We start from the raw sequence: 24313 nt of genomic DNA, 5'->3' as shown, positions 1-24313 counted from the left end.
ATGTCCCCCGTCAACGCACCCCGGTATGGCCGAATCCACCCGTTCCCCGCACGCTGTCGGTGAAAGTATCCACCACCTGCAGGCTGACGCGGGCAATCGGCACGACCACCAGCTGCGCGATGCGATCGCCCGGCTCGATGGTGAAGGCCTCGCGGCCACGGTTCCAGACGCTGATCAGCAACGGGCCCTGGTAATCGGCGTCGATCAGGCCGGTGCCGTTGCCGAGCACGATGCCGTGGCGGTGGCCCAGCCCGGAACGCGGCAGGATCACCGCGCACAGGTGCGGATCGGCGATATGGATGGCCAGGCCGCTGGGCACCAGCGCGGTGTCGCCCGGCTGCAGGGTCAGCGCGGTATCCAGCGCCGCGCGCAGGTCCATGCCGGCACTGGCTTCGGTGGCGTAGGCGGGCAGCGGCCAGCTGTCGCCGAAACGCGGATCAAGCAGCTTGACCTGCAGCGGTTGGGAAGTGAAAGCCTGGGTCATGCCTGGAGTCTCCGCGCGATCAGCGCCAGCAGTTGTTCGGCCAGCTCGCGCTTGGAGGTGGCCGGGAATACCTGTTCACCGTCCTGCCAGAAGGCCGTGGCGGCGTTGTTGTCACTCTCGAATCCACCACCGCTGATGCCGACCTGGTTGGCGATCACCAGGTCCAGGCGCTTGTCGACCAGCTTGCCACGCGCATATTTCTCCACGTCGTGGGTCTCGGCGGCGAAGCCGACCACCAGCTTCAGCGACTGCGTCTGTGCAGCGACTTCGGCGAGGATGTCCGGCGTGCGCACCAGCTCGATCACCAGCGACTGGCTGTCGGCGGTCTTCTTCAGCTTCTGCGGCGCGACCTGGCGTGGCGTGTAGTCGGACACCGCGGCGGCACCGATATAGATGTCGGCCGGCAACGACTTCAGCACGGCATCGCGCATCTGCGCGGCCGAGCGCACGTCCACGCGCTGCACGCCGGCTGGCGTCGGCAGCTGTACCGGACCGCTGACCAGCACCACCTGGGCGCCCATCGTCGCGGCGGCCGCGGCCAGGGCAAAGCCCATCTTGCCGCTGCTGCGGTTGCCGACGTAGCGCACCGGATCGATGTCTTCATAGGTCGGGCCAGCGCTGATCAGCAGGCGAAGGCCCTGCAGCGCGCGGGTTTCCGGTGCGACAACCGCCGCTGCAGCACTGCCATTGGCAGCCAGCGCGGCAACGATGTCGCCCGGTTCGGCCAGACGGCCGGGACCGGACTCGCCTTCGGCCAGCGGACCGTCGACCGGGCCGACCACCTGCGCGCCGCGCTGGCGCAGCAGGGCGATGTTGGCCTGGGTGGCCGGATGCAGCCACATGCGGTGGTTCATCGCCGGGCAGATCGTCAGTGGCGCGGTACTGGCCAGGCACAGGGTGCTGACCAGATCATCGGCGTGGCCCTGGGCCAGCCGGGACAGCAGATCGGCGGTACCCGGGGCGACCACGATGCGGTCGGCCCAGCGGGCCAGCTCGATGTGGCCCATGGCCTGTTCGGCGGCGCTGTCCCACAGCGTGGTGCGGGTGGGCTGCCCGGACAGGGCCTGGAAACTGAGCGGAGTGACGAACTGCTGTGCTCCGGCGGTCATCGCCACCTGCACCTGGGCACCGGCGTCGCGCAGGCGCCGCACCAGTTCCAGGGCCTTGTAGGCCGCGATCCCGCCTCCGACGCACAACAGCAGTTTCTGACCTTCCAGCGCGCGGGCCGGCGCGGGGGAAGCGTTGGGGGAGTCAGCCACCTGGAATTCCTGTGCAAACGAGGGCGCTAGCTTACCCGATGGCCGGTAATGTCCCGGTGCAGGGCGCACATAGCGGGCGGCTATCAGCAGATGGAGTCCGTCTCCGTTGACCCGGGATTCACCCGGTACCAGTTTCGGACCTTTCCTATACCTCTACGGGTCTGCGCTTTTGCAGAATCAGGCATTGGCTGCCGCCCGCCGTGGCCTGTCCGACCTTCGAGGAGCCGCGTGCATCCGCGCATCATCATCGCCGACGACCATCCCGTGGTCCTGCATGGCATCCGTATCGTGCTGCAGACCTACCTGATGGACATCGTCGGCAGTGCGCGCGACGGCGCCCAGCTGCTGGAGCTGGTGGATCACCACGACTGCGATGCGGTGCTGACCGACCTGTCGATGCCGGGTGCCGGTCCGGACGGTCCGGAGCTGATCGACGCGCTGCGCATGCGCCGCCCTGGCCTGCCGGTGGTGGTGCTGACCGGCGCCCGCCATCCCGGCCTGCTGGACAGCCTGCTGCGGGAGGGTATCAGTGGCCTGGTCGACAAGTGCGCCGATTTCGCCGAACTGCCCCACGCGCTGAACGCCGCGCTGGCCGGGCAGGTATTCGTCTCCCAGCAGTTGCGCCACCACCTGCAGGCGCGCGACCTGCTGTTTCCGCGTCAGCCGGCGCCGTTGTCGGCACGCGAACAGGAAGTGCTGGAGCTGCTGGCAGCCGGCCTCAGCGTGAACGAAGTCGCCGAGCGCTGCGGGCGCAGCCCGAAGACCATCAGCCGGCAGAAGGCCGAAGCCAAGCGCAAGCTGGGCCTGCAGAACAACCAGGAACTGTTCGACTACCTGCAGACCCGGCGCGGCTGAGGCAACCTCCGACCCCAGTCCGCGGCATGCCCCGATGGGAGCCACCGCAAGGTCTGGCGATGATGGGCCATGCCCATCCATGACTGGCCCGAACAGGAACGCCCCCGCGAGAAGCTGATCGCGCGCGGGCCCACGGCACTTTCCGACGCCGAACTGCTGGCCCTGTTTCTCGGCTCCGGGTTCGGTGGCCGCGATGCCGTGCAGACCGCGCGCGACCTGCTGCAGGCGCACGGCCCGTTGCGGGTACTGCTCGACCGCCCCGCCGCCGAGCTCGCCCGCCTGCCCGGGCTCGGCCCGGCACGCAGTTGCACGCTTGCTGCCGGGCTGGAACTGGCCCATCGCTACCTGGCGGCCGAGCTGGAGCACGGCGAGGCGGTTGGCAACAATCCGGCGGCGGTCGGCCGCTACCTGCAGCACCGGCTGCGTGGCCAGGCCCGCGAGGTCTTCATGGCCCTGTTCCTGGACAACCGCCACCGCCTGATCGCCTGTGAAGAGCTGTTCCACGGCACCATCAACGCCGCACCGGTCTACCCCCGCGAAGTGGTGCGGCGCGCTCTGCTGCACAACGCGGCGGCGGTGATCCTCAGCCACAACCACCCTTCCGGCGACCCGGAACCCTCCAGCGCCGATACCCGCATCACCGACGAACTGCAGCAGGCGCTGGCGATGGTGGACGTGCGCCTGCTGGACCACTTCGTGGTCGGCGAGGGCCGTCCCGTTTCATTTGCTGAACGGGGCCTGCTATCCCTGCCCCAGCCGCGGCTGTTCGGCTGAGCGCGGCCCTTCAGGCGCCATCGGCCGCCCCCACAGGCATGTTCTGGTCAGCGTGGGCGTGGGTATCTGCGCTAAAATGGGCGATTCCGCCGCTCATTCTCACAGCAGGCCTCGTGAAAAATCTCCTCCGCGCCCTGATCAGCCAAGGCATCGAAGCCTTGCGCGCCAATGGCACCCTGCCCGCCGACTCCCTGCCGCCGGACTTCGTGGTCGAGCGCCCGAAGACCCGCGACCACGGCGACTTCGCCACCAACGCCGCGATGCTGCTGGCCAAGGCCGCGCGCAGCAATCCGCGCGCACTGGCGCAGGCGCTGGTCGAGGCGCTGCCGCGCAGCGAGGACGTGAGCAAGGTCGAGATCGCCGGCCCCGGCTTCATCAACTTCCACCTGGCCCCGGCCGCGTACCAGCGCGAAGCCGCGTCGGTCATCAAGGAAGCCCACGACTACGGTCGCAACCTGTCCGGCAATGGCCGCACGGTGGGCGTGGAGTACGTGTCGGCCAACCCGACCGGCCCGCTGCATGTCGGCCATGGCCGCGCGGCGGCGATCGGCGACTGCGTGGCGCGCGTGCTCGATGCCAACGGCTGGAACGCCAAGCGTGAGTTCTACTACAACGACGCCGGCGTGCAGATCGAGAACCTGGCGCTGTCCACCCAGGCACGGATCAAAGGCATCGCGCCGGACCAGGACGGCTGGCCGGAAGGTGGCTACCGCGGCGAGTACATCGCCGACGTCGCCCGCGCCTACATGGCCGGCGCCAGCGTCGACCTGGAAGGCAGCACCGTGGTCGGCGCCAAGGACCCGGACGACATGCAGGCGATCCGCCGCTTCGCCGTGGCCTACCTGCGCAACGAGCAGAACCTGGACCTGGCCGCGTTCGGCGTCGACTTCGACATCTATTTCCTGGAAAGCTCGCTGTACGCCGACGGCAAGGTAGCCGAAGCGGTGGCCAAGCTGCAGGCGTCGGGTCATACCTATGAAGAAGGTGGCGCGCTGTGGCTGCGCAGCACCGACTTCGGTGACGACAAGGACCGCGTGATGCGCAAGTCCGACGGCACCTTCACCTACTTCGTGCCCGACGTGGCCTACCACCTGTCCAAGTGGCAGCGCGGCTACGAGCGCGCGATCACCGAGCTGGGCGCCGACCACCACGGCTCGCTGGCCCGCGTGCGCGCCGGCCTGCAGGCGATGGAAGTGGGCATCCCGCAGGGCTGGCCGGAATACGTGCTGCACCAGATGGTCACCGTCATGCGTGGCGGCGAGGAAGTGAAGCTGTCCAAGCGTGCCGGCAGCTACTTCACCCTGCGCGACCTGATCGAGGAAGCCGGCCGCGATGCCACCCGCTGGTTCCTGATCGCGCGCAAGCCAGATTCGCAGCTGACCTTCGACATCGACCTGGCCCGCCAGCAGAGCAACGACAACCCGGTGTTCTACGTGCAGTACGCGCATGCCCGCGTCTGCAGCCTGCTGCGCCAGGCGCAGGAGAAGGGCCTGGTGTATGAGCAGGGCAACGGCCTGGCCAACCTCGGCCGCCTGGCCGACGACGCCTCGCTGCTGCTGATGAACGAGATCTCGCGCTATCCGGAAGTGGTGGAAGCGGCCGGCGTGGCGCTGGAACCGCATCTGGTGGCGCAGTACCTGCGTGAATTGGCGCACGCGTTCCACACGTGGTATCACGGGACGCCGGTGCTGGTGGAAGATGCCGCCGATCGCAACGCCAAACTGACCCTGGCCTGTGCGGCGCGCCAGGTACTGGCCAATGGCCTCGAACTCCTGGGCGTCAGCGCCCCGGAAAAAATGTAAGCATCAGGAGACGCAGTACACATGGCAGCACGACGCGGCAAAAGCCAGGCACGACGCAACAGCGGCAGCCAGGGCACCCCCGGATGGGTGTGGCTGGTGGCCGGTGTAGCGATCGCGGCCGTGGTGTTCCTGGCGGCGCCGAACCTGTTCAAGGGCGAGGGCGATGGCTTCCTGCGCGCCGGTCCGCAGCCGAACCCGAACGCGCAGCCGGCCCCGGTCGCCGATGCCGACAGCGATGTCGGTACCCAGCCGGCCGCGCAGCCGGCTGCGCCGAAGCAGGCCGAACCGAAAAAGCCGGCCGCCACCCAGTACGACTTCTACACCCTGCTGCCGGGCAAGGAAGTCGAGATGTCCGACGCCGAACTGGCCGCCAGCGCGCGTGCCGAAGACCAGCGCCGGGCCAAGGCCGAAGCACAGCGCGCGCAGGCGGCACTGGAAGGCAAGCCGGTTCCGCCGGCGACCACGACCGCACCGGCACCGGCGGCCACCGCCAGCGTGTCCAGCACCGCGCAGGTGACCGCCACCAGCCGTCCGCTGCCGGCACCGCTGAGTGAACGTCCGGCTGCGGCAACGCCGCCGGCCAGCACGGCCTCGACCAGCACCGCCGCCGCCACGCCGGCAGCGCGCGCGGAAACCGCAACGGCAACGGCGGGTACCCCGGCCACTGCCGCACCCGCGGCCGCCGACAACGCCCGCTATATCCTGCAGGCAGGCGCCTTCGGCGCCTCCGGCGATGCCGAAGCAACCAAGGCCAAGCTGGCGATGATGGGACTTGCGGCACGCGTGGAGTCAGCACAGATCAACGGCAAGACCGTGTACCGCGTGCGCATGGGGCCGTATGGCAGTGCCGGTGAACTGTCCGAAGCCAAGCAGAAGCTGGATGGCACCGGCCTGCAGGCGATGGCGATCAAGGCCCAGTAAGCCTGCCGCTGTGAATGAAAAAGCCGGGCATTGCCCGGCTTTTTCTTGTTTCTGCAGAGTCGAGCCATGCTCGACTCTACAAACGGCGGTCAGCCTTCGCGGGCGACCTGGAAACCGGCGAAGGACTGGCTGACCGGCATCAGTTCCAGGCGATTGATGTTCAGGTGCGGCGGCAGGCTGGCCACCCAGAAGATCTGTTCGGCGATGTCTTCGGCGGTCATCGGGTTGGCGCCGTTGTAGAGCTTGTCCGACGCCGCCTGGTCGCCGTGGGTGCGCACCAAGGTGAACTCGGTTTCAGCCATGCCTGGCTCGATCGTGGTCACGCGCACGCCGGTGCCGTGCAGGTCCGAACGCAGGCCCAGCGAGAACTGGCTGACGAAAGCCTTGGTGCCACCGTAGGCGTTGCCACCCGGGTACGGGTAGACGCCGGCCACCGACGAAATATTGATGATCGCGCCCTTGCGCTCCACCAGCTGCGGCAGCAGGCGGTGGGTCAGGGTCACCAGCGCGGTGATGTTGGTGTCGATCATCGTGGTCCAGTCCGACAACTTGGCGCTCTGTGCCGGCGCGGTGCCCTGCGCCAGGCCGGCGTTGTTGACCAGCAGATCGATCTCGCCAAAGGCCGGCGGCAGTGCCAGCAGCGCCGCTTCCATCGCAACCGGATCGCGGATGTCGAAGGCGGCGGCATGCACCACGTCCTTGCCGTAGCGATCGACCAGCGGCTGCAGGCGTTCGCCGCGGCGGCCCGTGGCGATCACTTTCCAGCCGGCCTGGGCGAAGCGGTGGACGGCGGCGGCGCCGAAGCCGGACGTGGCGCCGGTAATCAGGACAGTGCGGGTCATCAGGCAACTCCAGGGGGAAAAACCGGACGCCCATTCTGGCACCGTCGGCCCGCCCTTGCGTTGTCGATGCCGGCTGACCACGCCCGAGGCGTGCGCGGCTCAGCGCACGCGGAATACCCGGGCCTTGGGCAGGTCTTCGTCGACCTGCAGGAACCAGCGCCCGGCAATTCCTGGAACAACGGCGATCTGCGGCGACTGCAGCACCTTGCGCAGCTTCATCTGCCCCTTCATCACCTGCCATTGCTGGCCGTTATCAAGGGTGAACAGCGTGCCGGGCTGCCAGCCTGCGACCTCTCCGACCACGCGTGCATTGACCGGTCCTTCTTCCAGGCCCAGATGCATTGCTGCCGGTGCCGGCACATTGGCAGGCAGCGGCGCAGCGGCGGGGGCCACCGCTGCCGTCGGCCCGGTGGCCGCGCGCTCTGCCTCGCGCAGTACCCGGTTCAGCGCCTGCAACTGCGCTGGACTGAGCCCGACCTCGGCCAGTTGAGATGCACTCAGGCGCCGCTCGACGGGTACGAAGCGGTCCTGGGCGAAGGCAGCGAAGCTGCTGGCGAGCAGCAGTGCGGAAAACAGATACCGGCGCATGCAAGGGTCTCAGCGAACGAGTGCCCACGATGCTGCAGTTCGATGACAGTCCGGTGACACGCCAGGGGCCGGTACAATGGGCCATGATCAACAACGATGTCCTGCGCAGCGTGCGCTATTCCCTGGACCTGGGCGACCACCACGTGGTGACCCTGTGCCAGATGGCCGACCCGGCCTTCGCCGTGGATCCCGAACAGGTGAAGGCCTGGCTGCGCCGCGAGGACGAAGCCGGCTTCGAAGCGATGAGCGACAGCGCGCTGGCGCACTTCCTCGATGGCCTGATCGTGCACCTGCGCGGTCGCGACGAGAGCCAGCCGCAGCGCGCGGTGGAAACCCGCATCGACAACAACCTGGTGCTGAAGAAGCTGCGCGTGGCGTTCCAGCTGCGCGACGTCGATCTGATGGAAATCTTCGCCAGCGCCGGTTTCAACGTCTCCAAGTCGGAAGTCGGTGCGCTGTTCCGCCAGCCCGGGCACACCAACTACCGGCGTTGCCTGGACCAGATGCTGCGCAACTTCCTCAAGGGCCTGAGCCTGCGCCTGCGCGGCTGAGCACGGCCTCGACGAACGCCCGCGCCGCCGGTGTCGGCAGCCGCTGCCAGACCAGGTGCACGCGGCGGGTCGGGGTCGGCTGCAGCGGAATCTGCACCACGCCCTGGAAGCCTTCGGCAATCAACGTCGGCACGATGCCAACCGCCAGCCCATGGCGGACGAAGCGCTCGATCAGTTCCATCAGATTGACCTCGAAGCGCACCGCATGCGGCAGGCCAGCGGCGGCGAAGGCATCGTCGGTCTGCCGCCGCGCACCAGTGCCGCGCGGGAAGTCGACCAGCGCCTCGTCCTGCAATTCGGTCAATGGCAGCCGCTTGCGCCGGGCCAAGCGGTGCGACGGCGCCAGCACCGCCACCAGGTCTTCTTCCTGCAGCATCTGGTGGCAGACCCCGTCCAGGCCGGCCGAGGGCGCCAACCCCACCAGTGCAACATCCAGGTCACGCGACTGCACCTGCGCGATCAGGTCCTCGCTCTTGTCCACCCGCAACTGGAATTCCACCTGTGGGTGCGCCTGCTGGAACGCGGCCAGCATCGCCACCACATCGATATCGGTCAGCGAGGAGATCTGCCCGATCGCCAGCAGCCCGCGCACCTCGCCACTGACCGCGGCCACGTCGGCGCGCAGGTGGCGCAGGCTGACCAGCACCTGGCGTGCGTGCACCAGCAGCGCCTCACCCGCTGCCGTCGCCCGCACCTGCCGCGGCAGGCGCTCGAACAGCGGCGTGCCCAGTTCCTGCTCCAGGTAGGCAATCTGGTGGCTCAACGCGGACTGCACTACATGGCAGCGTTCGGCTGCGCGGGTGAAATTGCCCTCCTCGGCAAGGGCAACGGCAAACTCGAGCTGCTTGAGATTCATCCAACTATCTCGTTTCCAGATGGCATGGATGATGATGATTCATTTCCATCATGGCCGCAGCAGGTGGACACTGTGCCCCCCGCTTCCTGGAACACCGCGTGAGCCCGTCCCTCCCCCCTCTGCACCGCTGGCAGGTGCTGCTGATGTCCGTGGCTACCGGCGTGGCCGTGGCCAGCAACTACTATGCGCAGCCACTGCTGCACACCATCGCCGACGCCTTCGGTGTGCCGTTCGGCCAGGTCGGCATGGTCGTTACCGCCGCGCAGCTGAGCTATGCCGCCGGACTGATCCTGCTGGTGCCGCTGGGAGACCTGTTCGAACGCCGCCGCCTGATCGTGGTGATGAGCCTGCTGTCGGCCGGCGGACTGGTGATCAGTGCCTGCGCACCGTCACTGACCTGGCTGCTGGTGGGCACCGCCATCACCGGCCTGTTCTCGGTGGTCGCCCAGGTGCTGGTGCCGTTCGCCGCTACGCTGGCCGCGCCGGAACATCGCGGTCGCGTGGTCGGCACGCTGATGAGTGGCCTGCTGCTGGGCATTCTGCTGGCGCGCACCGTGGCCGGCCTGCTTTCCAGCCTGGGCGACTGGCGCCTGGTGTATGCGATCGCCGCTGCCACCCTGGTGCTGACCGCACTGGCATTGCAGCGCGGTCTGCCGCGATTCCACCACAGCGCCGGCTTGGGCTATTTCGCATTGCTGCGCTCGATCGGCGTGCTGTTCGTGCAGGAACCGGTGCTGCGCCAGCGCACGCTGCTGGGCGCCTGCAGCTTCGCCATGTTCGCGATCTTCTGGACCCCGCTCGCGTTCCTGCTGGCACAGCCGCCGTATGCCTACAGCGACGCCACCATCGGGCTGTTCGGGCTGGTCGGCGCGGCCGGCACGCTGGCGGCCGCCCTGGCTGGCCGCATGTCCGACCGTGGCCAGACCGGGCGTGCCACCGCCATTGCACTGCTGCTGTTGCTGCTGTCGTGGTTGCCATTGGGGCTGTCGGCACACTCGCTGCTGGCGCTGCTGGTGGGCGTGGTGGTGCTGGACCTGGCCGCGCAGCTGTTGCACGTCAGCAACCAGAACCTGATCTACGCACTGCAACCGGCGGCACGCAACCGCCTCAATGCCGGCTACATGACCGGCTATTTCATCGGCGGTTCGCTGGGTTCGCTGCTGTCTGCGCAGGTCTACCAGCGCTTCGGCTGGACGGGCGTCTGCGTGGCCGGCGCTGCCGTGGCTGCGCTGGCCCTGCTGCTGTGGCTGCCCGGCGCGCTGCGCGCGCGCCAGGCGTCGCTGGCCGACTAGAAGCTGCCCTGCAGCGCCAGCTCCCATCGCCCACCGGCGTTGCCGGGGAACAGGCGCTTGGCTGCGTTGTCCGTGTCATGCACGGTGGCGCGCAGTTCCCATGCCGGGGTCAGCGAGGCGATGGCACTGAGCTGCCCATGCAGGTAGTCCGGGCCCTGCGCGGTGGCCAGCCAGTACTGGCCCACCGCTGCTTCCAGGCGGAGGCGTTCGTGCAACGGCACACGCACACCCAGCTGGGCATAGGTACCGCGATGGCCACCGGCCAACGCATCGTTGGAATGGGCGACCTGCAGCCAGGCGCGCTGCTTCCAGGTCACCGTGGTGTTGAGCTCGGTCCAGTCCAGCGCGCGGCCGGTGCCCGGGTACACGTAACGGGTCAGGTTGGCATCCAGGCTCCAGTCCGGTGCCAGTGCGCCGGACCAGCCCGCCACCAGGTCGAACTCGCTGCGCGCGCCATTGTCCGGCTTGAACGAAACGTTGGACCCCCACACGCTGGCGTACCAGCCCGCTGGGATCGAGACCTTCGCGCCGGCCTGCACCGCCGGGTCGCCGTCGCTCTGCGAGCTGCCGCGCCATACGTAGTCACTGGTCAACGCCGCACTGCCACTGACCTGCACCTGCGCCTGCGCGCTGCCGATCCCGAGCAGCCCTGCCAGGGCGGCCACCAGCGCCGCCATCATCGCCTTGCTGTTCACTGCACTGTGTTCCTCGTCGAAGGCGGTCACGCCGCCGGGAACGCAGTGTCGAGGCGGGGGCCGTAACGGATCGAGGGTGCTGCCGGGCCCGTGGCGCAAATTCGGCGTAAATCCCGTGGACTGCGGCCAATGCCAGCAGCGCGGTATCATGGCGCCCTGTTTCCAGGAACCAACCGCGTGGACGCCATCCTGACCCCGGTATCGATCGGCGAGCTGATCGACAAGATCACCATTCTCCAGATCAAGGCCGAGCGCATCGACGATGCGGCCAAGCTGGCCAACGTGCGCACCGAACTGGACGGCCTGCTGCCCTTGTTGCAGCAGCAGCTGCAGGCACAGCCGGCCCTGGCCGCGCTGCAGCAGCAGCTGAAGGCGATCAACGAGCGCATGTGGGACATCCAGGACCAGCTGCGCGACAAGGAAGCGGCCCAGGTATTCGACGATGCCTTCATCCAGCTGGCACGCGGTGTCTATGGCACCAATGGTGAGCGCGTGCAGGTGAAGAACGAGATCAACCGCGTGGCCGGTTCGGCGCTGGTGGAAGAGAAACAGTACCAGGGCGAGTAAGCCCGCTCATCCGCATTCGAGCAGGTGCCGGATGCGGAACAGCTCACCATCGCTGTGGATGCCCAGCTTCTCGTAGGCGGTCCGCTTCTGCGTGCTGACCGTACTGGCCGTGCGCCCGAAGCGCCGCGCCACCTCCCCGGTGGTGCAGCCCTGCAGGACCAGCCGGAGCACCTCGCGCTCGCGTCGGCTCAAGGGCGTGAGCACCGGCGCCGGTGTGCGCCGCATGCGCGATCGGCTCAACTGCGTGCGCAACTCCGGGGGCACGAAGCGGCCGCCACGCGCCAGTACGTCAACTGCGCGCCGCAGCATCTCCGGCGTGGTTCCCTTGGACAGAAAGCCGCGCGCGCCGGCCTGCATCGCCATGGTCACCGTGCTGGCATTGCAGTGCGCAGACAGCACCAGCACCGGCAGCAGCGGCCAGCGCCGCGACAACAGCCGCAACAGGGCCAGGCCCTGTTCGGGTCCGCACGGCGCCAGCAGGTCGATCAGCAACAGGTCGATGCCATCCGGCTGGCGCTGCAGCAGATCGAGCAGATCACCTTCGCGGGTGAAGCTGCCACAGACCTGCACGCCACCGTGCTGGCAAAGCACCACCTCCACCCCCAGGCGCAGCACGGGATGCGGCGCCAGCATTGCCAGGCGGCGGGGCCGATCGAGGGGCAGAGCGGGAACGGCAGGCGGCATCACATGGATCCGACGGTACGAAGTGCCCACCGTAGGCCCGCGCCGGGAGCAGCGGAATCCAATTTATTGCAACGCAGCAGCGGCCCCGGAACATGCTCAGCTGCGGTTTCGGGTCGTCACAACGCAACAGGCCCGGCATGCGCCGGGCCTGTCGAGGCATCTTCAGCGCGCAGGCGCGCCGAGGTAGCTATTACCAGCTGAAACGCGGGCCGACGGTGTATTCCTTGTCGCCGTCGCGGTTCATCTTCAGCTCGCCATTGATGCCCCAGTTCTGGTTCAGCTTGACCTGGCCACCCAGGCGACCGTACCACTGGCCTTCCGGATTGATGCCGTGCTTCTTCGAGAAATCTTCGTAGCCGACCATGCCGTAGACTTCGGCGTGGGCACCGAAGGCGGTGCGGATACCCGCTTCAGCGCTGTAGCCGTTGAAGTCCAGGCCGTGCTTCTGGTCGCGCTTCTGGTAAGCAACGCGGGCAACGAAGTCGGTGGTCGGGGCGATTTCAACGTTGTAGCCGGCGCCGATCTTCCACTGGTCCAGCTTGATGTTGGTGTGGTCGATTTCCTGGCGGCTGTACTCACCGAAAGCGTGGAAGTTCGGCAGGAAGCCGTAAGAACCCTTCACGCCCCAGCCGTCGGCCTTGAACGCGTCGATATCGGTCTTGGCGTAGTCGGCTTCGGCGTAGTTGTACGACAGGTTCTCAGCAGCCGAGGCGGTGAACGGCAGGGCAGCGGCCAGGGCCAGAGCAATCAGCGAATTCTTCATGGGGGTACACCTTTTACTTTCTTATGGTGTGCAGCAGCGCCAGGGCGCCATCGCATCGGGAATGTAAATTCTCCGTTATTCGCCACAACGCTCCCTGAAAACAGCGTTCTTCGCATTGCTGAATTTTTTGGCTTGATTCAGGCTGTCTCTGGCATACGCGCGCGGCGCGCGTGCATTTGTGGTTCGTCACCGACTGCAACAGGAGGTTGCCTTGCACGTTTCCGATCCGCTGCTGATGCCTGTTCGCGCCGCCCTCCTGGCCTGCGCTTCCCTGTTTCCGATCCATGCTGCGCACGCGCTGCAGGCGGCTGACTACCAGCGCGCCGAACGCGTGCATGACAGTCATCTGCGCGGTGCGCTGCGCAATGCATCGGTCCTGCCCCAGTGGCTGGCCGATGGGCGCTTCTGGTACGAACGCGAAGACACACAGGGCCGGCGCCAGGCGATACTGGTCGATCCAATCCAGGCTACGCGCCAGATCCTGTTCGAACCCGATGCGCTGGACGCCGCAGTTGCACCTCTGGGTGCCAGCGGGCCACGCCTGCGCTTGAACAACGTGCAGGTACTGGATGATGGCCTGCGCCTGCAGTTCAACGGCGAGGCGGAGATCAACTGCCAATGGCCACGCCTGCAGTGCACGGCCGCACAACAGGCATTGCCGCCGGCTGATGCACTGCCGTCGCCCGGCGGTGATGCCTGGCTGCAGGTACGCGACCACAACCTGTGGCTGCAGCGCTCTGGAGCGGCGCCGCAGCTACTGACCCAGGGCGGTGAAGCTGGGCATGGCTATGGCGTACTGCCGGACTTCACCCTGCGCGGCATTCCACGCCGTCAGGGCCGGATGCCGGCACGACCGTTTGCGGTGAGCTGGTCACCCGATGGCCGTTACGCAGCCGGCATCCGCTACGACGAGCGCGCGCTGCAGGACTATCCCTATCTGGAAAGCAGCCCGACCCACAGCGCGCGGCCGCGCGTGCATACCGTGAAGCTGGGGGTACTGGGCGATGCACAGCAGGTATGCGACAGCCTGTATGTGATCGATATCCCCAGCGGCAGGCAGCATGACATCGCGCTGCCCGAGGGCTGGAACACGCTCAGTGAGGCCGGCATCCTGGGTTGGGACGGCGATCGGTTATATGCCGTGATCGCGCACTTCGGCACGCCGCGCAGGCTGCGCCTGGTGGAGATCGATGCCAACAGCGGTGCATTGCGCACGGTTGTGGAAGAAGCCAGCGACACTCGCCTCCAGCTCAACGTGTATTCCTACAACCGGCCAGCGGTGGCCATCCTGCCCGGGCAGGACACCGCCGTGTGGTTCTCGCAGCGCGATGGCTGGGGCCATCTGTACCGGGTGCGCCTGTCCGATGGCAAGGTGCTGCGCCAGCTCACCCGCGGCAAATGGGTGGTGCGTGACCTGCTGGGTGTGGACGCTGCGGGTGGCTGGGCGTACTTCAGCGCCGGTGGCGTCGACGGTGGCGACCCCTACGTGCGCGGCCTGTACCGGGTATCGCTGCAGGGCGGTCCGATCCAGCGCCTGGCCGCCGATGGCAGCGACCACATGGCCGATGCGGGCACCGGTGCCCTGTTCGGCGGACGCGCGCCACAGGCACTGTCACCGCACGGTGGCTACCTGGTGGATACGGTCTCGCGCCTGGAACAGCCACCGCGCACGGTGCTGCGCGCCAGCGACGACGGACGTGAAGTGATGGTGCTGGAAACAGCCGATGACAGCGCGATCGTTGCTGCCGGCTGGCGCGCACCACGGCGCGAACGGCTGCTGGCCGCCGATGGACGCACGCCGATCTTCGCCACCGTCTACCTGCCCCGCGACTATCGCGATGATGGCAGCTTCCCGGTGATCGACGCGATGTACGGTGGTTCCTTCATCAGCAATGCGCCGGTGACCTACGCCGAGGCGGTGTCTGCCCTGAATCCGGTATCCCGCGCCAGCCTGGCCGAACTCGGCTTCATGGTGGTCAGCATCGATGCGCGCGGCACCGGTGGCCGCGACAAGGCGTTCCATGACAGCAGCTTCCTGCGCGCCGCCGATGTACAGCTGGATGACCATGTGGCTGCGCTGCGCCAGCTGGGCGAACGCTACCTGGGCATCGACCTGGAGCGGGTCGGCATCTACGGGCATTCGTTCGGCGGCTATAGTGCAGCGCGCGCCCTGCTGCGCTATCCCACGTTCTACAAGGTGGGCGTGGCCTCGGCTGGCAGCCACAATTTCCAGGGTATGTACGGCGGCGCCCTGCACGGCATGGACCGGCTGTTCGGTGGGGTGCTGCCGGCCACGCCCACTGCCGAAGGCGTGCCGGCGCCCTTTGCCGGGCTCGACAATGCGGCACTGGCCGGCAACCTGCGCGGGCATCTGCTGCTGGTCTATGGCGAACTGGACGAGAACGCGCCACCGGCGCTGACCCTGCAGCTGGCCGCCGCCCTGAACAAGGCCCAGCGCAGCTACGACCTGCTGTACCTGGCCCGGCAGGACCACGAACTGTTCCGCAACGACGCCACCTACACGCACCGCATGTGGGACTACTTCGTGCGCCACCTGGCCGGCCAGCAGCCACCGGATACGGTGCTGGCGCCGCTGCCCGGTGGCCCGGGCTGAACAGGCGCACACAGGATGTCGATCCACGACGCCCTGGTTCGTCGGGTACTTGAAGGCCGTGCATGCGGCACGGTCCATCCGGAGGCAGGCAATGAGCTACATCGATGGTTTCGTCCTGGCGGTGCCCACCGCCAACAAGGAGAAGTTCCTCGCCCACGCACGCACAGGAGATCCCGTTTTCATCGAATACGGCGCGCTGCGCGTGGTCGAGTGCTGGGGCGATGACGTGCCGCACGGCAAGACCACCGACTTCTTCGGCGCAGTGAAAGCCACGCCGGACGAGACGGTGGTGTTTTCCTGGATCGAATGGCCGGACAAGCCGACCCGCGACGCCGGCATGAAGAAGATGATGGAAGACCCAAGGTTTGATCCGGCGACAAATCCGATGCCGTTCGACGGCGCGCGGATGATCTACGGCGGCTTCGTGCCGCTCTACGAGCTGACGCGCTGAACCGGGCGGACGTGCTCAGCGCGCGTCCGTTTCATCGCTGGCAGACGCATGGCCGGCGCCCAGAGCGGCGCCGGCGCCGAGGCCGACCCCCCCCATGCCAGCGCCCATTCCGCCACCGCCACCTCCTCCACCCGCACGACCGCCCTTGGCATCGCCCTCGTTGCGGCCCTTGCCGCCGCCACTGGCGCCACCCGGCCGGGTCGGCCCCTGCGGCGGTATCTGCAGGTCGGCCGGAATCGGCGCCAGATCCAGCGCTTCGCGCACGAAGTCGCGCAGCGAGACCACAAGTTCGTGGGTATGCACCGGTCGCCCCTGTGCAAGATCGTTGGCAGCGCGCGCAGCCAACCGCACCTGTTCGTCGGTGCCCAGCAGCAGGATGTCCGACAGCGCCGCTTCAACGGCATCGCGGATGCGGCGCGCGCGATCCGAGCGGGGTTCGGCGATGCCTTCGGCATCTTCGCGCTGGCGCAGGTCGCGGCGATGGCTGGGATCCACGCCCAGTTCGCCGGTGAACGAACCGCCCAGGGTCTTGTAGGCCGCCATCAGCGTGCGCAGCCGTTCGTTGATCTGCCGGTTCTCGCGCTCGCGGCGCTGTTGCAGGGTCTGCATCACCAGCAGGCGGATGCCCACGCCCAGCAGGGTGATCAGGACCAGGCCGGCCAAGGTGGACAGCACGCCCTGCCAGGAACTGAAGTCGATACCGCGCATGCCCGGGGCTCCAGCGGAAAGAACCCGCATCTTGCCCCGGACAGTGTCCCGGAAACGCGAAAGGCCCCACCACCCGGTGGGTGGCAGGGCCTTCGGTCACGGCGCGATTACTTGCGCTTGGCGGCCTTGCGCACGGCCTTCTTGGCCGGAGCCTTCTTGGCAGCGACCTTCTTCAGCGGGGCAGCCTTCTTGGCAACCGTCTTGCGGGTGGCGGCAACCTTCTTGCCAGCTGCCTTCTTGGCAACGGCGGTCTTTTTGCCGACGGCCTTCTTGGCCACAGCAGCCTTCTTGCCGACAACCTTCTTGGCGGCGGCGGTCTTCTTGGTGGCGACCTTCCTGGTGGCGGCAACCTTCTTGCCGACAACCTTCTTCGCAGCCACGGCCTTCTTGCCAGCGACCTTCTTGGTGGCGACGGTCTTCTTGGCCACAGCCTTCTTGGCGGTGGCGACCTTCTTGCCGACCACCTTCTTGGCGGCCGCGGTCTTCTTGGCAACGGTCTTCTTGGCGACGGCGGCCTTCTTGGTGGCAGCCTTCTTCACGGTGGCGACCTTCTTGCCGGCAGTCTTGGTGGCGGCCTTGGTGGTCTTCTTGGCAGCGGCGGCCTTCTTGGTCACAGCCTTGCCTGCAGCGGCCTTCTTCTTGGCCACTTCCTTCTTCAGGGCAGCGGCTTCGGCCTTGGCGTTCTTCTTGGCCGCTTCCAGCTTCTTCTTGGCGTTGGCAACAGTCTTGCCGACCGACTTGGCAGCCTTTTCGGCCTTCTTGGCAACGGTCTTCTCGACCTTGGCCACGGCCTTCTTGGCCTTGGCAACGCGGGTACCGGCAGCCTTGGTGGCGCGCTTGACGGTCTTCTTGACCGACTTCACTGCGTCTTCGGCAGCGTGGGCGATGGTCTCGCCAACGTTGGTGGCGGTTTCTTTGACGTTCTCGACAGCGTCGGTCACGACCGACACACCATTACCGTTGCTCATGTTGCCCTCCTGGGGGCCTTAAGTATCAAAACGGGGCGATGCTATACCGACATTGACGATCGTGGAACGGGGCATGCGCCACCAATCGCATCTGCTGCGACGGCGATGGTGTAGTCGACCATCCCTGCAGGCACACCGTGTTTACAGGAAACCCCTTTTTTTCAGTACTGCGCCGCATGATCCGCGTCGTGACAGGCATTGGTTGTGTGCACCCGCCCGGATGCCGCGGAGGGCATGCAATATGGCGCGTCGCGGCACCGGGATGCGCAGAACTGCGCAAGTATCGTCCTGTATCCGCGCGACCTGCGGCTGACGTCCGCACACTGCCGGGCGCCGCCTCCGCTGTCGTCACCGGCCCAGCGCCGGTCGTCGCGATCCGCGTTCCCGGCGCGCGGTTTTCATGGCGCATTTATCCAGATCGCGACACACTCATTCAGCTTGTTTTACCGTAGAGCCGAACCGCCCCCATTCCCGCCAGCGAACCGACTCCCATGCGACCGCTACCTACCCTGCTCACGCTCGCAATCGCCGCCGCCTTCGGTGGCTTCGTTGCCACCGGCATCAACGCCCACCTGGACAACCGTGCCGACGCCGCTCCGCTTCCAGCGGTGGTGCCGACCATGGCGGCACTGCCAGCCGCAGTGGCCGGGCAGCAGGTTCCGTCACTGGCACCGATGCTGGAGAAGGCGATGCCGGCCGTGGTCAGCGTCAACACCAAGCAGGTGGTGCGCGTACGCAATCCCTTCTTCAACGACCCGTTCTTCCGCCGCCTGTTCCCGGACATCCCGCAGGAACGCATCAACGAATCGCTGGGCTCGGGCGTGATCATCGACGCCAGGGAGGGCCTGGTGCTGACCAACCACCATGTCATCGACAACGCCGATGACGTACAGGTGACACTGGCCGACGGGCGCACGGTCAAGGCCGAATTCCTCGGCTCGGACCGCGATACCGACATCGCGCTGATCCGCATTCCGGCGCAGAACCTGACCGACATCAAGCTCGGCAACAGCGACCAGTTGCGGGTGGGCGACTTCGTGGTGGCCATCGGCAATCCGTTCGGCTTCAGCCAGACGGTCACTTCGGGCATCGTCTCGGCGGTGGGCCGCAGCGGCATCCGCGGGCTGGGCTACCAGAACTTCATCCAGACCGACGCGTCGATCAACCCGGGCAACTCGGGTGGCGCGCTGGTCGACCTGCAGGGCCAGCTGGTCGGCATCAACACTGCCAGCTTCAACCCGCAGGGCAGCATGGCCGGCAACATCGGCCTGGGCCTGGCGATTCCCTCGAACCTGGCGCGCAGCGTGGTCGACCAGCTGGTCAAGCACGGCGTGGTGGTGCGCGGCACGCTGGGCGTGGAAAGCCAGAACCTGACCGCGCAGATCGCGCAGGGCCTGGGCCTGGGCGAAACCCGCGGTGCGCTGATCACCCGCGTGCTGGCCGGTTCGGCGGCCGCCGCCGCCGGCCTGAAGCCGGGCGACGTGGTGGTGTCGGCCAATGGCCAGCGCGTGGACAGCGCCGAAGCCCTGCACAACGTGGAAGGCCTGGCGGCGGTCGGCAGCCCGATGACGCTGGACGTACGCCGCGAAGGCAAGCCGCTGCAGATCAAGGCGACGCTGAAGGAACAGGCACGCGCGGTCACCGGCGACAGCCTGGACCCGCGCCTGGGCGGGGCCACCTTCGTCGACCTGCCCGAGTCGCTGCGCCAGTCGGGCGCCAGCGGCGTGCTGGTCAGCGAGGTCAAGCGCGGCAGCCGCGCCGCCAGCAACGGCCTGCAGCAGGGCGACATCATCACCGATGCCACCGTCGGTGAATTCGCCGACCTGGCCAGCTGGCGCGCCAACTTCCAGCAGCGCCCGCCGACGCTGGTGCTGCGCGTGCTGCGCAACAATGGCCAGCAGCAGGGCCAGCTCGTGATGCGCTGATCGCCCTGCCGTAACACCCCCTATACCCCGGCAATGCTATTGCTGTCAGTCCAGGTCGGCACCGCCGACTCCCGTTCCCCCATCGCAACAGGAGTGATTCGATGAGCCCCACCAATACCGAGAACCTGAAGGAACACCTGGGTGAAGCCGGTTCCCACCTGAAGCAGGCCGCTACGGCCGCCGGCGGTGCGATCAAGGGTGCAACCGGTGCAGCGACCGACGAGCTTCGCATCGGCAAGGCCAACGTCAAGGCTGAATTGTCCGACAGTGCACTGTCCGGCCTGGCCGCCGCCGAGTTCGGCGGTGCCGCCGCCAAGGAACAGGTCGATGCGCTGATGGACAAGGGCAAGGACCTGATCGACAGCGCCGCCGAACTGATCCGCGAACGTCCGCTGGCCTCGTTCGGCGTCGCCTTCGCAGCCGGCTGGATCATCGCCAAGCTGGCCCGCGGCAGCAGCGACAAGTAAGCCGCAGCGTGAGCGAAGACAACACGCAAGCGCCTGATCCGGCGGCCACCCCGCCGCTGGATGAGAGCATCCGCCAGGTCGGCGCGGCCGGTCGTGCCGCTGCCGATTCGGCCAAGCACACGCTGCGTTCACTGCGCCGGCTGGCCTCGGCCGACTTCGCGCTGGCGCGCAGCGCATTCGGTCGTGCGCTGGCCTGGGCCGGCGTGGCGATCGTGTTTGGTGCATCGGCGTGGCTGCTGATGGCCGCCACCCTCATCGCGCTGCTGCAGAGCTGGGGCCTGAGTTGGCTGCAGGCCCTGCTGATCACCTCGCTGCTGAGCCTGGCCGTCACCGGCTATGCGATCTGGCGGGTGTCCTACTTCTTCCACCACACCGGCATGCACGCCACCCGGCGTCAGCTGTCACGCCTGGGCCTGTTTGACGAACCCAGCGAAAACGACCCTGATGCCGGCGTGCAGCTGCCCGAGGGCAAGCCATGAAGTTCGGCGCGCTGCAGCGGCGGGTAAAGCGCTGCGAACAGGTGGTGACCGTGCGTCTGGGCGAGACACAGGACCACTGGTCCACCCTCGGCCAGGTGTGGCGACAGGGCTGGTCGCCGTTGCGCATCGTAGTGGTCGGCCTTGCCGGTGGCTTCATCGCCGGCAAGCTGGAGGTACCGGGCAAGGTCAACGGTGCCCGCTGGCTGCAGATGGTCGGTTCGGTCTCGAACCTGTTCGCCAGTGCGCAGGCGGCGTTCGCCACGGCGATGGCGGCGCAGGCTGCGGCCACCGCCGACGATGCGGCCGAAGAAGCCGACGATGCCAGCGAGCAGGCACAGGCAGCGGCCTCCGCTGCCGGAGCACGGCCGGCACCGGCACCACGCTCCGTGCCGGAGCCAGAACCGGACCTGCGCGGACCACGTCCGGCCGAAGCGGCCACCGAGCTGTCCGAACGTTGATCCATGGAATCCGCCGCGCCGATCGCGGCCGGCGGATAATGCGCTCCCCTTTCCGGTTGATGCGTCGATGAGCGAGTCCCTCCTGTCCCCGCCACCGGCCGGCCCCGACGAGCCAGAGGCAGCGCTGCCACCACCGTCGCGCCCGCGCGGGCCGATGTCGCTGGTGGTGCTGGCGACCCTGGCGGTGGGCTACACGCTGTGGGCCGCGCAGGACATCATCCTGCCGGTGCTGCTGGCGATGTTCTTCGCCCTGGTCGGCAACCCGATCCTGCGCCTGCTGCAGAAGCTGTGGATTCCGCGCGCGCTGGGCGCACTGTTGATCCTCGGTGCGGGCCTGGGCGTGACCGGTTCGCTCGCCGTGCAGCTGATCGGCCCGGCAATGGAATGGGCGCAGGAAGCCCCACAGCAGCTGCGCAAGGTCGCCCGCCAGGTGCAGGACCTGACCAAGCCGGTGCAGCAGGCCAACCAGGCGGCGGAAAACTTCGCCCGTGTGGCCGGCGGTGACAGCAACCACAAGGTGCAGGTGATCCGTACCCAGCTGGACGACCCCTACCGCATGCTGACCCGTGCGCCGCGGCTGGCTGCCTCGGTGTTGGCCGTGGTGCTGCTGACGCTGTTCTTCATGATCTACGGGCAGAGCCTGCAGCGCGCGGCGATCGCCCTGTTCCCCAACCGCCAGCAGCAGCGCTTCACCACGGACATCCTGCGTTCGATCGAACGCGAGGTCTCGCGTTACGTGCTGACCATCAGCGTCATCAACACTCTGGTCGGGCTGGTGTTCGCCGGCGTGCTGATGCTGCTCGGTATCGGCCTGCAGGAAGCGCTGCTGTGGGGCACGGTGGCCGCGCTGCTGAATTTTGCGCCGTATGTGGGTCCGTTGATCGGCGTGGCGCTGATGCTGTTGATGGGCTTCGTCGAGTTCCGCGACCCGCTGCAGGCCCTGCTGCCAGCGGCCGCCTACCTGGGCCTGCACACCCTGGAAGGGCAGATGGTGACCCCGATCGTGCTGGGTCGTCGGATGAAGCTGTCGCCGCTGGTGCTGATCCTGGCGCTGATGGTGTTCGGCTGGGCCTGGGGCATGATCGGGCTGCTGCTGGCGGTGCCGCTGCTGGTGTGCATCAAGCTGGTGCTGGCACGCTTGGACGGCATGCAGGGCTGGGCACGCCTGCTGGAATGAAAGCCCGCGCGGGCAGGGGTAGAATGGCGGGGTGAATTTCCCCGTCCAAGCCATCACCCTCGACCTTGACGACACGCTGTGGCCGTTCGCTCCGATCGGCGCCCGCATCGAACAGGTCCTGCACGCCTGGATGTGCGAACACAGCCCCGCTACCGCCGCGATGTATCCGGTGGAGGCGATGCGCGAACTGCGCGAGCGGCTGTACCACGCCCATCCGCACCTCCACCACGACCTGAGTGCGCTGCGCCGGCTGACCCTGCACGAAGCACTGCGCACCAGCGGTGCCAGCCTCGATCTGCTGGAGCCTGCGTATGAAGTGTTCTACGCCGCGCGCAACCAGGTGGAGTGCTATCCCGATGCGATCGACGCGCTGGCGCGCATTGCCGCACGGGTACCGGTGGCGGCGCTGAGCAACGGCAACGCCGACCTGGAGCGGATCGGCCTGGCCCATCATTTCGCCTTCCAGCTGGGTTCGCGCGAACACGGCGCGGCCAAGCCCGAAGCCAGCATCTTCCATGCCGCGTGCACCCGCCTGGGTGTGGCGCCGGCACAGGTGCTGCACGTCGGCGATCATGTCGACATGGACGTGGCCGGGGCGATTGCCGCCGGCCTGCGCGGCTGCTGGATCAACCGCGACGCAGCCACCTGGACCCATCCGCAGCTGCAGCCGGACCTGCAGTTCGACACCCTTACCGGCCTGGCCGACTGGTTGGATGCCAACCTCGACGCCGCCGCACCCCGGAGTACCTGACGCATGAGCGAGATCACTGGTTTCACCGCCGACACCGCTGCGGCGCTGCCGTTGTACGTGCTGGACCGCGAGCAGTTCACCGCCTGGAAGGACAGCCAGCCGGCTGCCACGCAGGCGTGGCTGGCATCGCAGGGCTTCAACGCCGGCGCCCACAGCGTGGCACTGCTACCGGGCGCCGATGGCCTGGCCGGTGCCGTGATGGGCGTGGGTGATCGTGCCGATGCCTACAGCTATGCGCATGCGCCGCACGCGCTGCCGGAAGGCAGCGTCTGGCAGCTGGCCAATGAACTGCCGGCCGCCGAACTGGCGCTGCTGCAGCTGGGCTGGGGCCTGGGCAGCTACCGCTTTGACCGCTACCGCAAGCGCAACCGCGCACCGGCGCAGCTGGTGGCCTCGCCGACCGGCGAAGTGGCCGACCTGATCGCCGCCAGCCTGCGCGTGCGCGACTGGGTCAACACCCCGACCGAAGACATGGGCCCGCAGCAGCTGGAAGACGCCGCGCGTGCGCTGGCCGACGCACATGGTGCGCAGGTCGAGGCGATTACCGGCGACGAACTGCTGAAGCAGAATTTCCCGGCCATCCACGCCGTGGGCCGCGCTTCGCATCGTGCGCCGCGCCTGGTCGTGCTGCGCTGGGGCAGGGAAACCGACCCGGCACTGGTGCTGGTGGGCAAGGGCGTGTGCTTCGATACCGGCGGGCTGGACATCAAGCCGGCCGACGGCATGCGCAACATGAAGAAGGACATGGGCGGCGCCGCGCACGCACTGGCCCTGGCCGGCCTGGTGATGGCGCGCGGGCTGCCGGTGCGCCTGACCCTGCTGGTGCCGGCAGTGGAAAACGCGATCGGCCCCGATGCGTTCCGTCCGGGCGAGGTCATCGCCACCCGCAAGGGCCTGAGCGTGGAGATCGACAACACCGACGCCGAGGGCCGCGTGATCCTGTGCGACGCATTGACCTTCGCCGGTGAGCAGAAACCGGACCTGGTGCTGGACTTCGCCACCCTCACCGGTGCCGCGCGCATCGCCCTGGGCCCCGACCTGCCGGCACTGTTCAGCAACGACGACACGGTGGCCCAGCAGTGGCTGCAGGCCGGTGACGCGACCCGCGACCCGGTCTGGCGCATGCCGCTGTGGCGCCCCTACCTGCGCTACCTGAGCAGCGGCATCGCCGACCTGGCCAACGCCGGTTCGCGCATGGCCGGCTCGGTGACCGCCGCGCTGTACCTGGAACGCTTCCTGGAAGACGGCCAGCGCTGGGCCCATCTGGACGTGTATGCCTGGAACGACGGCGAGCGCCCGGGCCGTCCGGCCGGTGGCGAAGCGCTGGCGCTGCGCTCGGCGTGGGCGATGCTGAAGCAGCGCTACAGCTGATCGGGTGGGTG

Annotated in this window: 26 protein-coding genes; 16 read left to right on the top strand and 10 right to left on the bottom strand. The window is 67.8% G+C overall.

Going from position 1 to position 24313, the window contains the following annotated elements; all coding sequences use genetic code 11:
* Positions 1-10: 10 nt before the first annotated feature.
* Together dut and coaBC are read right to left on the bottom strand one after the other, a co-directional pair.
* Positions 11-484, bottom strand: coding sequence for a dUTP diphosphatase (gene dut / locus AC5P8Y_RS19380; RefSeq protein ID WP_005411999.1), 474 nt, complete (start codon positions 482-484; stop codon positions 11-13).
* Positions 481-1743, bottom strand: a complete 1263-nt coding sequence (coaBC, locus tag AC5P8Y_RS19375; RefSeq protein ID WP_033834998.1) for a bifunctional phosphopantothenoylcysteine decarboxylase/phosphopantothenate--cysteine ligase CoaBC — start codon at positions 1741-1743, stop codon at positions 481-483. Before coaBC ends, dut begins: the two co-directional genes overlap by 4 nt.
* A 228-nt stretch (positions 1744-1971) precedes the next feature.
* Here coaBC and AC5P8Y_RS19370 point away from each other — a divergent pair, with 228 nt between their 5' ends.
* The 4 genes from AC5P8Y_RS19370 to AC5P8Y_RS19355 all read left to right on the top strand — a co-directional run bounded on the left by AC5P8Y_RS19370 (position 1972) and on the right by AC5P8Y_RS19355 (position 6095).
* A complete protein-coding gene (locus tag AC5P8Y_RS19370) occupies positions 1972-2598 on the top strand; it encodes a response regulator (RefSeq protein WP_033834997.1) in 627 nt (208 codons plus the stop codon).
* Positions 2599-2667: 69 nt separating this feature from the next.
* On the top strand, positions 2668-3372 hold the full coding sequence (gene radC / locus AC5P8Y_RS19365; RefSeq protein WP_033834996.1) for a RadC family protein: 705 nt from the start codon (positions 2668-2670) through the stop codon (positions 3370-3372).
* Between the two features lie 113 nt (positions 3373-3485).
* Positions 3486-5174 (top strand): arginine--tRNA ligase, encoded by a 1689-nt coding sequence (argS, locus tag AC5P8Y_RS19360; protein ID WP_012478915.1) that lies wholly within the window; start codon positions 3486-3488, stop codon positions 5172-5174.
* 21 nt (positions 5175-5195) lie between these two features.
* Positions 5196-6095 (top strand): SPOR domain-containing protein, encoded by a 900-nt coding sequence (locus AC5P8Y_RS19355; RefSeq protein ID WP_033833599.1) that lies wholly within the window; start codon positions 5196-5198, stop codon positions 6093-6095.
* A gap of 89 nt (positions 6096-6184) precedes the next feature.
* On the opposite strand, the gene AC5P8Y_RS19350 is transcribed toward AC5P8Y_RS19355, so the two are convergent.
* Positions 6185-6937: an SDR family NAD(P)-dependent oxidoreductase gene (locus tag AC5P8Y_RS19350; RefSeq protein WP_495202132.1), complete on the bottom strand. Its 753-nt coding sequence runs from the start codon at positions 6935-6937 to the stop codon at positions 6185-6187.
* Positions 6938-7036: 99 nt separating this feature from the next.
* The gene (locus tag AC5P8Y_RS19345) at positions 7037-7525 is read right to left on the bottom strand and encodes a hypothetical protein (protein ID WP_005407755.1); all 489 of its coding nucleotides are present in this window, start codon (positions 7523-7525) and stop codon (positions 7037-7039) included.
* An 83-nt stretch (positions 7526-7608) separates the two neighbouring features.
* Here AC5P8Y_RS19345 and AC5P8Y_RS19340 point away from each other — a divergent pair, with 83 nt between their 5' ends.
* Entirely contained in the window at positions 7609-8076 is a 468-nt protein-coding gene (locus tag AC5P8Y_RS19340; protein WP_005411992.1) for a YehS family protein, read from the top strand.
* On the opposite strand, the gene AC5P8Y_RS19335 is transcribed toward AC5P8Y_RS19340, so the two are convergent.
* Entirely contained in the window at positions 8045-8932 is an 888-nt protein-coding gene (locus AC5P8Y_RS19335; protein WP_049403465.1) for a LysR family transcriptional regulator, read from the bottom strand. The genes AC5P8Y_RS19340 and AC5P8Y_RS19335 overlap by 32 nt on opposite strands.
* 143 nt (positions 8933-9075) lie before the next feature.
* Here AC5P8Y_RS19335 and AC5P8Y_RS19330 point away from each other — a divergent pair, with 143 nt between their 5' ends.
* Positions 9076-10224: an MFS transporter gene (locus AC5P8Y_RS19330; protein ID WP_329772748.1), complete on the top strand. Its 1149-nt coding sequence runs from the start codon at positions 9076-9078 to the stop codon at positions 10222-10224.
* Here AC5P8Y_RS19330 and AC5P8Y_RS19325 read toward each other — a convergent pair.
* Entirely contained in the window at positions 10221-10919 is a 699-nt protein-coding gene (locus tag AC5P8Y_RS19325) for a TorF family putative porin (RefSeq protein ID WP_049403481.1), read from the bottom strand. The two genes, AC5P8Y_RS19330 and AC5P8Y_RS19325, sit on opposite strands and share 4 nt — an antisense overlap.
* A 129-nt stretch (positions 10920-11048) precedes the next feature.
* On the opposite strand from AC5P8Y_RS19325, the gene AC5P8Y_RS19320 reads away from it, so the two are divergent.
* Positions 11049-11486 carry a DUF6165 family protein gene (locus AC5P8Y_RS19320; protein ID WP_049403467.1) on the top strand — a complete coding sequence of 146 codons (438 nt, stop codon included), beginning with the start codon at positions 11049-11051 and terminating at the stop codon, positions 11484-11486.
* Positions 11487-11492: 6 nt separating this feature from the next.
* On the opposite strand, the gene AC5P8Y_RS19315 is transcribed toward AC5P8Y_RS19320, so the two are convergent.
* Positions 11493-12170, bottom strand: coding sequence for a response regulator transcription factor (locus AC5P8Y_RS19315; protein WP_049403468.1), 678 nt, complete (start codon positions 12168-12170; stop codon positions 11493-11495).
* A 190-nt stretch (positions 12171-12360) separates the two neighbouring features.
* Positions 12361-12933, bottom strand: a complete 573-nt coding sequence (locus AC5P8Y_RS19310) for an OmpO family porin (protein ID WP_010486919.1) — start codon at positions 12931-12933, stop codon at positions 12361-12363.
* A 211-nt stretch (positions 12934-13144) separates the two neighbouring features.
* On the opposite strand from AC5P8Y_RS19310, the gene AC5P8Y_RS19305 reads away from it, so the two are divergent.
* Both AC5P8Y_RS19305 and AC5P8Y_RS19300 read left to right on the top strand, forming a co-directional pair.
* Positions 13145-15547: a S9 family peptidase gene (locus AC5P8Y_RS19305; protein WP_049403469.1), complete on the top strand. Its 2403-nt coding sequence runs from the start codon at positions 13145-13147 to the stop codon at positions 15545-15547.
* Positions 15548-15638: 91 nt separating this feature from the next.
* The gene (locus AC5P8Y_RS19300) at positions 15639-15998 is read left to right on the top strand and encodes a DUF1428 domain-containing protein (RefSeq protein WP_032130337.1); all 360 of its coding nucleotides are present in this window, start codon (positions 15639-15641) and stop codon (positions 15996-15998) included.
* 15 nt (positions 15999-16013) lie between these two features.
* Here AC5P8Y_RS19300 and AC5P8Y_RS19295 read toward each other — a convergent pair whose 3' ends face one another.
* Together AC5P8Y_RS19295 and AC5P8Y_RS19290 are read right to left on the bottom strand one after the other, a co-directional pair.
* Positions 16014-16706, bottom strand: a complete 693-nt coding sequence (locus AC5P8Y_RS19295; RefSeq protein WP_043401759.1) for a hypothetical protein — start codon at positions 16704-16706, stop codon at positions 16014-16016.
* 107 nt (positions 16707-16813) lie between these two features.
* Positions 16814-17674 (bottom strand): hypothetical protein, encoded by an 861-nt coding sequence (locus AC5P8Y_RS19290; protein WP_049403470.1) that lies wholly within the window; start codon positions 17672-17674, stop codon positions 16814-16816.
* A gap of 491 nt (positions 17675-18165) precedes the next feature.
* Between AC5P8Y_RS19290 and AC5P8Y_RS19285 the strand changes: the two genes are divergently transcribed.
* The 7 genes from AC5P8Y_RS19285 (at position 18166) to AC5P8Y_RS19255 (ending at position 24302) form a co-directional block, all read left to right on the top strand.
* Complete coding sequence (locus AC5P8Y_RS19285; RefSeq protein ID WP_012478904.1) at positions 18166-19599, top strand: Do family serine endopeptidase; 1434 nt, start codon at positions 18166-18168, stop codon at positions 19597-19599.
* Positions 19600-19700: 101 nt separating this feature from the next.
* Entirely contained in the window at positions 19701-20066 is a 366-nt protein-coding gene (locus AC5P8Y_RS19280) for a hypothetical protein (RefSeq protein ID WP_004153835.1), read from the top strand.
* Positions 20067-20074: 8 nt separating this feature from the next.
* Positions 20075-20545, top strand: a complete 471-nt coding sequence (locus AC5P8Y_RS19275; protein ID WP_033833594.1) for a phage holin family protein — start codon at positions 20075-20077, stop codon at positions 20543-20545.
* Positions 20542-21003, top strand: coding sequence for a hypothetical protein (locus tag AC5P8Y_RS19270; RefSeq protein ID WP_005411983.1), 462 nt, complete (start codon positions 20542-20544; stop codon positions 21001-21003). The genes AC5P8Y_RS19275 and AC5P8Y_RS19270 overlap by 4 nt, the downstream gene beginning before the upstream one ends.
* A gap of 67 nt (positions 21004-21070) precedes the next feature.
* On the top strand, positions 21071-22180 hold the full coding sequence (locus AC5P8Y_RS19265; protein WP_005411982.1) for an AI-2E family transporter: 1110 nt from the start codon (positions 21071-21073) through the stop codon (positions 22178-22180).
* A 31-nt stretch (positions 22181-22211) separates the two neighbouring features.
* Positions 22212-22931 carry an HAD family hydrolase gene (locus AC5P8Y_RS19260; protein WP_033833592.1) on the top strand — a complete coding sequence of 240 codons (720 nt, stop codon included), beginning with the start codon at positions 22212-22214 and terminating at the stop codon, positions 22929-22931.
* Positions 22932-22934: 3 nt separating this feature from the next.
* Positions 22935-24302 carry a leucyl aminopeptidase family protein gene (locus AC5P8Y_RS19255; RefSeq protein ID WP_033833591.1) on the top strand — a complete coding sequence of 456 codons (1368 nt, stop codon included), beginning with the start codon at positions 22935-22937 and terminating at the stop codon, positions 24300-24302.
* Positions 24303-24313 lie beyond the last annotated feature (11 nt).

The sequence above is a fragment of the Stenotrophomonas sp. YJH_SMC_12-1 genome, from assembly GCF_059370935.1.
This window is presented reverse-complemented; position numbering and strand designations above follow the sequence as displayed.